This window comes from Pseudomonas sp. ASL3, assembly GCF_056680425.1.
In genome coordinates this window covers 4470047-4481886 of the sequence record NZ_CM155281.1, presented here as the reverse complement: position 1 = coordinate 4481886, position 11840 = coordinate 4470047, and the positions used below count along the sequence as shown (strand labels likewise).

Genomic DNA, 11840 nt, shown 5'->3' with positions numbered 1-11840 from the left:
GACAGTTTTTCAGGACGACTATGAAAATGAAGATAACAAAGGGTCTGTTGCAAGTCGGTGTACTGGGTCTGTCTTTGCTGGCGACCGGGGTGATGGCTGCAGTGTCTGAATCCGAAGCTGCCAAGCTGGGTACAACGTTGACGCCGATGGGGGCTGAAAAAGCGGGCAATGCTGCCGGTACAATTCCCGCCTGGAGCCCGCAGCCGAAAAACGCGGGCGCGGTGGACGGCAAGGGGTTTCTGTCTGACCCGTATGCCAGTGAACAACCGCTATTCGTCATCACCGCGCAAAACCTCGATCAGTACAAGGACAAGCTGGCGCCAGGGCAAATAGCAATGTTCAAGCGCTATCCGGACACCTTCAAGATGAAGGTCTTCCCCTCCCATCGCGGCGCGACCGTGCCGGATGATGTGTTCGCGGCGATTAAAGCCAACGCCACCAAGACCACCTTGGTTTCCGGTGGTAACGGTCTGGAAAACTTCAAAACGTCGATTCCGTTCCCGGTCCCGCAAAATGGTGTCGAAGTCATCTGGAACCACATCACGCGCTACCGCGGCGGCAGCGTGCAGCGTCTGGTGACCCAAGCCACGCCGCAGGCCAATGGCTCGTTCAATCTGGTTTACTTCAAGGACCAGTTCGTCTTTCGCGATAACGTAAAAAAATCGACGGCAGACGATGCAAAAGCCAAGGCGTCTGACGAGGACGAAAAGGCGGGCGATGCGAGCAACATCCTTTTTTACTTCAAGCAGGAAGTAACCGCTCCCGCGCGTCTGGCGGGTGGTGTGCTGCTGGTCCACGAAACCCTCGATCAGGTTAAAGAGCCGCGCCTGGCCTGGGTCTACAACGCCGGACAACGTCGCGTACGCCGCGCGCCGCAAGTGTCGTATGACGGTCCGGGTACCGCAGCCGATGGTCTGCGCACCTCGGACAACCTCGACATGTACAACGGCGCGCCTGATCGTTACGACTGGAAACTGATCGGCAAGCAGGAAATGTACATCGCCTCCGACAGCTACAAGCTTGACGATCCGGCACTCAAATATGCTGACATCATCAAGGCCGGCCATATCAACCAGGATCTGGCGCGCTATGAGCTGCGTCGTGTCTGGCACGTGACCGGAACCTTGAAGGACGGCCAGCGCCATATTTATGCCAAACGTGACTTCTACATTGATGAAGACACCTGGCAGGCAGCGGTGATCGATCACTACGACGGTCGTGGTCAGCTGTGGCGCGTAGCTGAGGCTCACTCCCAGAGCTACTACAACGTGCAAGTGCCGTGGTACACCTTGGAAACCCTTTACGATCTGCAATCGGGCCGCTACCTGGCGCTCGGTATGAAGAACGAAGAGAAGTCCGCCTATAACTTCAAATTCGAGGCCAGCGCCAGCGATTTCTCGCCTTCGGCTCTTCGTCAAATGGGTGTGCGCTAACCTGCTGTAGTCAAGCCGTACCGAAGCGCCCCGACTGGTTCGGGGCGCTGTCTATTGGGGGCACGTATTCACGGGAGGGCTTTGAGCTTTGTTGCGGCTTTTTTCCGAATGTGCGCCAAATTTCTTCAAAACGGCCGACATACCCGCTAGTCTGCGGACATCTGCAATGCCGATAACAGCACTTTAATAAGAGCCGGCTATGACTGATTTGTCCCGTCTGCAAGCATTTGCCGACCACGCTGTTCCAGCGTTGGAGGGCCGTTTTTTTCGACCACCGTTGCCCGAAGGTTATGTACTGCGTCCACGTTTGTGTGAGCGTTTGAGTGCAGGTCTGACGGGGCGGTTGTTGTTGGTCAGCGCCCCGGCGGGTTTCGGCAAGAGTTCGCTGGCAGTGGAGTTTTGCCAGAGCCTGCCCGGCCAATGGCAAAGTCTATGGTTGGGGTTGAGCCGTCGCGACAATGATCCCGGGCGGTTTCTGGAACGTCTGCTCGCGGGCCTGCAACAGTTTTTCCCGCAGTTGGGTACTCAGGCGCTGGGCTTGTTGAAGATGCGCCAACGGCATCAACCTTTTGCATTCGAAGAATGGCTCGACGGCCTGCTCGATGAATTGACCACCCACTTGATACTCAGCAAGCCACTGTTGCTAGTGTTGGACGACTACCATCTGGCACAAGGGCCGGTGCTGGATCGCTGCCTGCAATTTTTCCTCAATCACTTGCCCGCCGGGCTGATCGTGATGGTCACCAGCCGTCAGCGGCCGGGCTGGCATCTGGCGCGGTTGCGGTTGTCGCGCCAATTGCTTGAGCTCAGTGAGCAGGACTTGCGCCTGACCCACGCCGAGTCGCTGGCCGTGCTCGACCAGCACCGCAGTTCGTTGAACAGTGAGGCACTGCAAAACCTGATTCAGCGCAGTGAAGGCTGGGTCGCGGGGCTGCGCTTCTGGTTATTGGCAGCGTCTGAAGCGGGCAGTGACAACGCTTTGCCCCAAGCGCTGCATGGCGGGGAAGGGCTGATTCGCGAATACCTGCTCGAAGAAGTGATCGATTGTCTGCCAGCGGATGTTCAGGCGTTCTTGTACGACACCGCCTGCCTGGAGCGATTTTGCGCTGAGCTGTGCAACGCCGCCCGCGACAGCCATGACAGCGCCGAAATGCTGCGTTATCTGCAAGCGCATCAGGTGTTTCTGGTGCCGTTGGATGAGCATGGCCACTGGTTTCGCTATCACCATTTGTTTTCCGATCTACTGCGCACGCGACCCAGCGCTGGGGCAGGTCCGTTGCAGACCCGTTTGCACCTGAATGCCTGTCGTTGGTTCAGCGATCAGGGCTTGCTCGATGAAGCCGTCGAACAAGCCTTGCGTGCCGGGCATCTGGATGTCGCCGCGAATCTGGTGCAGAACCTGTCCGAAGAGCAACTGCTGGCCGAGCAGAACGTCGGCATGTTGCTGCGCTGGAAAATGGATTTGCCCGACAGTCTGCTGGTCAGCACGCCGCGCTTGATCGTGCTGTACAGCTGGGCGCTGGGCCTGGCCTGCCAACTGGACGCGGCTGAAGAGCTGGCCAGCCACTTGAGTCGTTTTCTGCCTGCGCCTTCGGCGACCGCGCAAAAATCCATGCTTGCCCAGTGGTTGGCGCTCCGCGGGATCATCGCCCGGGGGCGTGGCGACAGTGCCGGGACCCAACTCTATTGCAGTGAAGCGCTGCTCAGTCTGCCGCGCAAACGTTATGGCCAACGGCTAATGTGCTTGTCGACCTTAGCCAATCTGGCCATTGTCGATGGCGACCCGTGGCGCGCCCGGGTGCTCAATCGCGAGGCACTTGAACTGGCGCAGCGGGTTGCCAATCCGCTGTTCGAAGCCCTGGCCCATTACGATCGGGCGCGGGTGCTGCAGGCACGCGGTGAAACATTGCGCGCTCTGGACGAAGTTCGTCAGGGGCTGGAGCGGCTCAAGGGTTTGTCCGGGCAACGGTTATATGCCATTCGTGGGCGGCTGACGTTGTACGAAGGCTTTCTGCTGACCGTGCGCATGCAACCTGAGGCTGGCCGTGCGCGGTTGGCGGTGGGGTTGGCGGAAGCGCGGGCCTGTCGTGATATCAGCGTGTTGATCGGCCATTGCGTGATCGCCGGCCTGGAGGGGCGCAACGGCCGTTTTGCCGAGGCCTTCGCAGCGTTGGGCGAGGCAGAGCGGCTGATGCACATCTGGGACGTGCCGCCGATCTATTACCTGGCCATGATCACCCTGGTCAAATGCGAACTGTGGCTGGTGCAGGGGCGCATCGACCTGGCGGAAGCCTGGCTGGTGCGACTGGCGCAAACCTATGGCGGCGATCAGGCCGCCGCCGCACCGGAATATCATCCGCAATTGCCGCAGCACATCGAATTGCAACGCGCTGCGCTCGAACGCATTCAAGGGCTGTTGCCCGCGTCAGAGCAACGTTTGCTCGCGCTCGAACAGCACGCGCAAAAGGTCGGTGCCCAGGGGCTGTATGTGGTCGCACTGATCCAGCAAATCCTGCCGCTGTTGGGCACCGCTCGAGAAGCCCAGGCGAGTTCATTGTTCACCCGCAGCCTGCAAGCGGCCACCGGTGGTGCGCTTCTGCCTTTCCACTGGCTGGTGAGCGAGCATCCCGAATGGTTGCGTGAACAACTGCAACAAGCCGCTCCGGGTGCGACTCGCGACTCGCTGCTGGATCTGTTGCCGCCCTTAGTCGCCCTGCGTGAACCCTGTGAACCCCTGCATGCAGCAGAACAGCTCAGCGCCCGCGAACTCGCGGTGCTGCAGCTCATTGCACAAGGTTGTTCCAATCAGGAAATCAGCGAACAGTTGTTCATCTCTCTGCATACCGTGAAAACCCACGCCAGCCACATCAACAGCAAACTGGGGGTCGAGCGCCGCACCCAGGCTGTTGCACGGGCGCAGGAGTTGGGGTTGTTGGGGTGATTGCTCAGGCTAATAGGCATTTTAGTGCCTGTTTTTGCCGACTCTAAGGATTTAAAGGCATTAAATTGCCTTTTTTTACCATTAAGCCTAGGATTTAGGCATTAAAATGCCGAGCAGTCCTAAATGTACAACCTGACCCTTCAGCTTTTTTTGCAAGGCCAGTGGCATGACGCGATGCGTCTGGGCTTCGACAAGCCGGAAGCCGGTCAAGCCAGTCCGTGCAGCTTTGCTTATGAGCATGCTTACCTGCTTGAGCAATTGCCTTACCTGGAGGGTCGCACCGCTCAGTCTGTCAGCGCCACGATACCGTTGGGGTGGGATTTGCACCGCTCGGCCCAGTGCCCTGCATTTCTCCTGGATATTTTGCCTTCAGGCGCAGCACGTCGTTTTCTGCTGGAACGCATGGCCGTGCCGGAAGGTGAAACCACGCAAGCCGATTTGCTTTTGCTCGGGCGGTGTACGCCAGCGCCCGTCGGACATTTGCGGATCAAGGAATCGGTCGAGGTTTTGGTTTCTGGCCCTGGTATCGGTTTTAGTCGCGACGAGGTGATAGCACGCGATACGCGTTTTCTCGAATACGCCTATGAGCAGGGGGCCGCCATCGGTGGCGCAACCGGGGCAGGTGGTGAAGCGCCGAAATTGTTGTTGGTCGAAGATCGACAAGGTCTGCTGCATCCTGATGCAACCTTGGCTGACGAGCAGGCTCAGCAGCACTGGTTTGTAAAATTCCCTCGCAATAAAGCGAGCAAAACCGACCGCACCATTCTGCGCAGTGAGTATTGCTACTACCAGGCTCTTAACCGGCTGGGCATTGACACTATTACCAGCGACGGGATGAGCCTGGAAGAAGCGCACAAACCCAGCCTGTGGATGAAGCGCTTTGATCGGCAGATCGTTGGTGGCGTTGTCATTCGTCTCGCAGTCGAATCAATTTATTCATTGGCAGGCGTCACTCGTCCCGGCAGTTACATGTCACATATCGATGCCGTTGCGGCCTTGAGCGATGCCTGGATTGGCGCAGGTCAGCAAGACGAAGTCGAGTCGTTGCTCAGTGATTACCTGCGTCGCGATCTGATCAATCAGATACTGGGCAACAGTGACAATCATGGACGTAATACCGCCATCCTGCGTGATGAGCAGCGCCTGACCCTGGCCCCGATCTATGATCTGGCGCCGATGGTCATGGACGAAGAGGGGGTCACCCGCACGACAAAGTGGCCGGGTGAAACCGAGCGTGCGGGGGAGGTCGACTGGCTGGCGGCCTGTCAGTTACTGGCGACATGGGCGGCACCTGAACACCTGTTTGAGACATTGAAACAGGATGCGCAGCAACTGCGCGCCCTACCTGACTTATTGAGTGAGTTGGGCTTGCCCGAGCAGACGATGAATCATCCGCGCATTGCGCTCAATCGCCTGGACGCAACCTTGAAAGCATGGAGGCTGCTATGAATGACGAAATCCAGCGGCGCGGCATCATCCTTGATGAGTTGCAGGAGCAATTGCTCGCAGGCAGCATCAGCATAGGTATGGCGGTGAAACGCTTGCGGACTGACATCACGGGCCTGCGTCAGGAGCAGTTTGCCGGGATGTGCAAAATCTCTCTGCGTACCCTCAGGCAGCTTGAACAGGATGAAGGTAATCCAACGCTGCAGACACTCAATGGGGTGTTCAAGCCATTCGGGATGCGCGTTGGAATCGTGCCATTGCGCAGGCGCCAGGCCCCTCATTAGCAATGGCTTGATGGGCGACTTTGTTTTTCTGTCGGCTCACGTGTAAACAAGATTAAAAGCATCACTATTAAGCACATGTATTTTCAATACATTCGCCAGCTCTTTGCGTACAAATTTATTGTCGATATTTTCCAGGCTGTCTTTAATTTTATTGATCACCCAGCGTTGACCTCGATCAATGAAATATAACCGGTCAGTAATGTCCTCGATCTTCATCGCCTTTTCATAGAAATTGCCGAGGTTCACACTCGGTTCGCCGCCCAAATACTTGATGCAATCCCGAATGCGCCGACAGCTCTCGGCTTCACCGATATGGATTTGGTTCAACAGGCTTTTCTGGCCGTCGTCATCGGTTTCCTTGAGTGTGTCCAGGGCCAGGCGGGCACCAGCGCGCTCTGCCTCAAGAAGCTCCTGCAGCAGTTTTATCATGTCGTTCAGCAGCAGGGTTGTCATAACAAATTTCCTCGCGACCACGACCGATATGATGAAACATCTATATTAGTCGCCCGGCGTTTAAAACATTCAATGAATATTAGTGAGTCCGGATATCAATAATTTTGCATTTAAGGTGCATCGCTTTCCCCCACGCTCTGCCAAAATCGCGTCATCAAATGATTTTGGAGCACCCAATGTCCTCGCAACCCACCCTCATTCGCGAAACCTTCCCCGTCGGTCCTTTGCGCTGCAACTGCACGATCATCGGTGACCCTATTACCAAGCAGGCCATCGTGGTCGATCCGGGTGGCGATCATGAATTGATTCTGGCGCGGCTGGAGGCGTTGGGGTTGCGGGTGGTGAGCATTGTTCATACCCATGCGCATCTTGATCATTTTCTGGCGTCGGGGTTGTTGAAGGAGAAGACCGGAGCAACGTTGCACTTGCATAAGGAGGATCAGTTCCTCTGGGACAATCTGGAGATGCAATGCCAGATGTTCGGCGTGCCCTATACGCCGGTGCCGCCGCCGGATCGCTGGTTAGCCGATGACGAGGCATTGGCCTGTGGTTGTGGCGTGGCGTTGCATACGCCGGGGCATACACCGGGGTCGATGAGTTTCTGGTTTGCGGATGCCAAGCTGTTGATCGCGGGTGACACGCTGTTCAAACGTGGGATCGGGCGCACGGATTTGTGGGGTGGGGATCAGGCGACGATCGTTCGTTCCATCAAGCAGCGTCTGTACAGTCTGGACGAAGAGGCGACGGTGGTTACCGGTCATGGCCCGGATACGCGATTGGGCGACGAGATGCGCGAGAACCCGTTCGTTCGGGCGTGAAATTTGTTCAGAGGCGGTTAAGGAATTTTTTCCTAAAGTAATGTTCCAATCGCGGCAAAGGCCCTCGGCCTCACGTTCATTGAGCCGTAAAAAAGTAAAACAGGAGTTTCCCAATGTTCACCACGCCTCGTTTGATGATTGTCGCTACTGCGGTTGCCTTGTTGGCCGGTTGCGCATCACCTAATCCTTACAGTGATCAGGGACAGGCCGATAACTCGGGTGGCATCAGCAAGACCGCCAAGTACGGCGGTCTGGGCGCGTTGGCGGGTGCGGTGGCCGGTGCTGCCATCGACCACGGCAACCGTGGCAAGGGCGCGCTGATTGGTGCAGCGGTGGTGGGTGCCGGTGCTGCCGGTTACGGTTATTACGCCGACAAGCAAGAGGCCGCATTGCGCAAGAGCATGGCCAATACCGGCGTTGAGGTGCAGCGTAATGGCGATCAGATCAAGCTGATCATGCCGGGCAACATCACCTTCGGCACCAACTCGTCGGCCATTGCCCCCAGCTTCTATTCGCCGCTGAACAACCTGGCGGGCTCGTTGAAGCAGTACAACCAGAACATGATTGAGATCGTCGGCTACACCGATAGCACCGGCAGCCGTCAGCACAATATGGACCTGTCCCAGCAGCGTGCGCAAAGTGTCGCCACTTACCTGACCTCGCAAGGTATCGATCCTTCCCATCTGGCCGTGGCTGGCATGGGGCCGGATCAGCCGATTGCCAGCAACGCCGACGTCAATGGCCGGGCGCAGAATCGTCGGGTTGAAGTCAACCTGAAGCCTATTCCTGGTCAGCAGTATCAGCAGCAGTAAGTCAGCACTCTTGCGTTGATCGCTAAACCTGTGGGAGCGAATTTATTCGCGAATGGGCCGTTAAGTCCGACATCATTGGTGTCTGACCTGACGCTTTCGCGAATGAGACTACGCGTCCCGATTGCTCCCACAATTAGTCTGCGCTTAAGGCTTCGGCGGATACTCCCGATGCAGTCGATCCAGCAGTAAATCCTTCTCTTCCCACAGTCGGTTGATCCACTGCTGGAATTCCAGGCGGTATTCACCGTCCTGGTCATAGTTGTTGCCGATGAACTGCGGCGGAATTTTGATTTCTTCGAAATGCGCGACCACGTCCTTGATGTTGCCGCACAGCAGATCCCAATAGCCCAGGCGCCCGCCAGGGTAGTGAATGGTGACGTTGACGATGGCTTCCAACTGATCGCCCATCGCATCTAGCACAAAGGCGATGCCGCCCGCTTTGGGTTTGAGCAGGTGGCGGAAGGGCGAGTTTTGCCCGGCGTGCTTGCTCTCGGTGAATCGCGTGCCCTCGACGAAGTTGAAGATGCCCACCGGGTTATTGCGGAATTTGTCGCAGGTGCGCCGGGTGGTTTCCAGGTCCTTGCCCTTTTTCTCCGGGTGCTTGGCCAGGTAGGCCTTGGAGTAGCGCTTCATGAACGGGAAGCCCAACGCCCACCAGGCTACGCCAATCACCGGCACCCAGATCAACTCTTGTTTGAGAAAGAACTTCAGTGGGCGGATGCGCCGGTTCAGCACGTATTGCAGGACCATGATGTCGACCCAGCTTTGATGGTTGCTGGTGATCAGGTACGAGTGCTGGTAATCCAGTTCTTCAAGCCCGCTCAGGTGCCAGCCGGTGTTGCGCAGCAGGTTCATCCAGGCTTTGTTGTTGCTAATCCAGGCTTCGTGAATGTGGCTCATCAGCCAGTCGGTGCAGCGCTGGGCGGCCGGGAAGGGCAGGCACAGCTTTACGACAGTGACGATGAATAAAGGCGTGCAGCAAACGAGGGTGTTCAGCGCCAGCAGCAGTGAGGCAATCACCCCGCGAAATGGAGCAGGCAAAAAATCCAGCATGTGGGCCAAGGCCTCCGCGAAAAGATATCGGATGCCGCCGGGGTGTCCGGCGGCAGTCAGGTCAAGGGTAGGGACGTTTGATGTCAGGACAGGGTGTCGGCCTGAATCGCCGTCAGGGCGATGGTGTAGACGATGTCATCGACCTGAGCGCCGCGTGGCAGATCGTTCACCGGTTTGCGCAGGCCTTGCAGCATTGGCCCGAGGCTGACGCAATCAGCACTGCGCTGTACGGCTTTGTAGGTGGTGTTGCCGGTGTTGAGATCCGGGAACACGAACACCGTGGCACGGCCAGCAACCGAGCTATTGGGCGCCAGTTGGCGGGCGACGCTTTCATTGGCGGCGGCATCGTACTGCAGCGGGCCGTCGATCTGCAGATCGCTTTGCGCCCGGTGCGCCAGTTGCGTGGCTTCACGGACTTTTTCCACTTCCTCGCCACTGGCCGAATCGCCGCTGGAATAGCTGATCATCGCCACCCTCGGCGCAATGCCGAAAGCCACGGCCGAATCGGCGCTTTGCAGAGCGATTTCCGCCAGCTCGCTGGCGCTTGGGTGCGGGTTCATGATGCAGTCGCCGTAGACCAGCACCTGTTCCGGGAACAGCATGAAAAACACCGACGACACCAGGGTGCAGCCCGGCGCGGTCTTGATCAGTTGCAGGGCCGGGCGGATGGTATTGGCGGTTGAGTGAATGACCCCGGAAACCAGCCCGTCGACCTCGTCCAGCGCCAGCATCATGGTGCCAATCACCACGGTGTCTTCCAGTTGCTGCTCGGCCATCGGCGCGTTGAGGCTTTTGCTTTTGCGCAGCTCGACCATTGGCGCGATATAGCGCTCGCGGATCAGGTCAGGGTCGAGAATTTCCAGCCCTGACGGCAGCTCGATACCCTGGGCCTGGGCTACGGCATACACTTCTTCAGGCTTGGCCAGCAGCACGCAACGGGCGATACCGCGCGCCTGACAGATCGCAGCGGCCTGGATGGTCAACGGTTCGCTGCCTTCCGGGAGGACGATGCGTTTGTTGGCGGACTGTGCGCGCTGAATCAATTGATAACGGAAGACCGCTGGCGACAGGCGCATTTCCCGTGGCGTACCGCAACGCTGGTGCAGCCATTTTGCGTCCAGATGCCCGGCGACAAAATCGGTAATGATTTCCGCGCGCTCGCGGTCATCGATAGGGATCTCTTTGTTCAGCTGGTTCAACTGGTTCGCGGTGTCGTAGGAACCGGTGCTCACGGACAACACCGGCAAGCCGGCCTGAAGCGCGCCGCGGCACAGCTCCATGATCCGAGGATCAGGCACCGTGTCGCTAGTCAGCAGCAGGCCGGCCAGCGGCACGCCATTCATGGCCGCGAGGCTGACAGCGAGGATGATGTCGTCGCGATCGCCGGGAGTCACCACTAGTACGCCGGGCTTGAGCAGCGACACAGTGTTGAGCACGGTGCGCGCACAGATGATGACTTTCGACATGCGTCGTTGTTCGTAGTCGCCGGCATTGAGTACCTGCGCACCGAGCAAATCAGCTACATCGCGGGTGCGCGGAGCGTTCAGATCAGCCTGGAACGGAATGCAGCCCAGCAGGCGGAAATCACCGCTGCGCAACAAGGGGGAGTGTTCTTTGAGGCGGGCGGCAAAGGCCTCCATGCTTTCGTCGGTGCGCACTTTGTTCAAAATCACACCGAGGACTTTCGGGTCTTTCGGGCCGCCGAACAGTTGTGCCTGCAATTCGACCCGGCCAGACAGCTCGGTCAGCACTTCGTTTTCCGGCGCGGAGACCAGAATCACTTCGGCATCCAGGCTTTTCGCCAGATGCAGGTTGACCCGCGCGGCGTAGCTGGCGTGGCGGGTGGGGACCATGCCTTCAACGATCAGCACGTCTTTGCCGACCGCCGCTTCTTGATAAAGGCTGATGATTTCTTCCAGCAACTCGTCCAGCTGGCCGTCACCGAGCATCCGTTCGACATGGGCCAGGCCCAGCGGTTTGGGCGGTTTGAGGCCGTGGGTGCGGGCGACCAGTTCGGTGGAGCGCTCCGGCCCCAGATCACCCGGGTGCGGTTGGGCGATGGGTTTGAAAAAGCCGACCTTGAGCCCTGCGCGTTCGAGCGTGCGTACCAGGCCCAGGCTGATGGAGGTCAAACCCACGCCGAAGTCGGTGGGGGCGATAAAAAAAGTTTGCATGCGGGCTTCTCGATTGAGCAGTGCAAGGGCGGCGCAGAGCTGCCAGCCAAAAATAGTGTGTTACGTCACTTACTCTTATTTTTGCAGATTACCGGGCGCTGTCGATCCGCGGCACCTCAATGGGGCACAAGGTTATCGTTATCCGGGCGCTGCGCACACCAGCCACAGTTAAAGCTTTTGCCTATTTGTTGTTGCCGTTGCGCCGGATCAAGTACCCAGGCCCGCGATTGCCATGGCGGTTGGTGGCGCAGATGCTGGGTATGACCGCAGGAAAGCACGGCAATCCAGTGGCCATCCTCGTCCTGACGAAATTCAACAAGTGTCGGGTTTTCCAATCCGGGCCGTCCGTCAGAGTTGCGTTCGCTTTCGGGCGATTGCTTGGTTAAACTTGTTCGTTCTTCAATCTTAAGCAAAGGTCTTGCCCCC

General features: G+C 58.0%; 10 protein-coding genes. 6 read left to right on the top strand and 4 right to left on the bottom strand.

Annotated features, from left to right (window positions below; genetic code table 11):
- Positions 1 to 26 precede the first annotated feature (26 nt).
- The 4 genes from AC1MEE_RS20740 to AC1MEE_RS20725 all read left to right on the top strand — a co-directional run bounded on the left by AC1MEE_RS20740 (position 27) and on the right by AC1MEE_RS20725 (position 6104).
- Positions 27 to 1433 carry a DUF1329 domain-containing protein gene (locus AC1MEE_RS20740; RefSeq protein ID WP_480411435.1) on the top strand — a complete coding sequence of 469 codons (1407 nt, stop codon included), beginning with the start codon at positions 27 to 29 and terminating at the stop codon, positions 1431 to 1433.
- A 199-nt stretch (positions 1434 to 1632) separates the two neighbouring features.
- Positions 1633 to 4374 carry a winged helix-turn-helix domain-containing protein gene (locus AC1MEE_RS20735; RefSeq protein WP_480411434.1) on the top strand — a complete coding sequence of 914 codons (2742 nt, stop codon included), beginning with the start codon at positions 1633 to 1635 and terminating at the stop codon, positions 4372 to 4374.
- 123 nt (positions 4375 to 4497) lie between these two features.
- Positions 4498 to 5823, top strand: coding sequence for a type II toxin-antitoxin system HipA family toxin (locus tag AC1MEE_RS20730; protein WP_480411433.1), 1326 nt, complete (start codon positions 4498 to 4500; stop codon positions 5821 to 5823).
- Positions 5820 to 6104 carry a helix-turn-helix domain-containing protein gene (locus AC1MEE_RS20725; protein ID WP_480411432.1) on the top strand — a complete coding sequence of 95 codons (285 nt, stop codon included), beginning with the start codon at positions 5820 to 5822 and terminating at the stop codon, positions 6102 to 6104. Before AC1MEE_RS20730 ends, AC1MEE_RS20725 begins: the two co-directional genes overlap by 4 nt.
- A 36-nt stretch (positions 6105 to 6140) precedes the next feature.
- On the opposite strand, the gene AC1MEE_RS20720 is transcribed toward AC1MEE_RS20725, so the two are convergent.
- Positions 6141 to 6557: a DUF6306 domain-containing protein gene (locus AC1MEE_RS20720; RefSeq protein WP_480411431.1), complete on the bottom strand. Its 417-nt coding sequence runs from the start codon at positions 6555 to 6557 to the stop codon at positions 6141 to 6143.
- Between the two features lie 176 nt (positions 6558 to 6733).
- On the opposite strand from AC1MEE_RS20720, the gene AC1MEE_RS20715 reads away from it, so the two are divergent.
- Together AC1MEE_RS20715 and AC1MEE_RS20710 are read left to right on the top strand one after the other, a co-directional pair.
- The gene (locus AC1MEE_RS20715; RefSeq protein WP_480411430.1) at positions 6734 to 7375 is read left to right on the top strand and encodes an MBL fold metallo-hydrolase; all 642 of its coding nucleotides are present in this window, start codon (positions 6734 to 6736) and stop codon (positions 7373 to 7375) included.
- A 113-nt stretch (positions 7376 to 7488) separates the two neighbouring features.
- On the top strand, positions 7489 to 8187 hold the full coding sequence (locus tag AC1MEE_RS20710) for a YiaD family glycine zipper/OmpA-like lipoprotein (protein WP_480411429.1): 699 nt from the start codon (positions 7489 to 7491) through the stop codon (positions 8185 to 8187).
- A gap of 144 nt (positions 8188 to 8331) precedes the next feature.
- Here AC1MEE_RS20710 and AC1MEE_RS20705 read toward each other — a convergent pair whose 3' ends face one another.
- From AC1MEE_RS20705 to AC1MEE_RS20695, 3 genes are all read right to left on the bottom strand, one after another.
- Positions 8332 to 9240 carry an acyltransferase gene (locus AC1MEE_RS20705; RefSeq protein WP_480411428.1) on the bottom strand — a complete coding sequence of 303 codons (909 nt, stop codon included), beginning with the start codon at positions 9238 to 9240 and terminating at the stop codon, positions 8332 to 8334.
- A gap of 83 nt (positions 9241 to 9323) precedes the next feature.
- Positions 9324 to 11414 carry a phosphate acetyltransferase gene (gene pta, locus AC1MEE_RS20700; protein ID WP_480411427.1) on the bottom strand — a complete coding sequence of 697 codons (2091 nt, stop codon included), beginning with the start codon at positions 11412 to 11414 and terminating at the stop codon, positions 9324 to 9326.
- Between the two features lie 116 nt (positions 11415 to 11530).
- Positions 11531 to 11827 (bottom strand): DUF3565 domain-containing protein, encoded by a 297-nt coding sequence (locus tag AC1MEE_RS20695; protein ID WP_480416288.1) that lies wholly within the window; start codon positions 11825 to 11827, stop codon positions 11531 to 11533.
- Positions 11828 to 11840 lie beyond the last annotated feature (13 nt).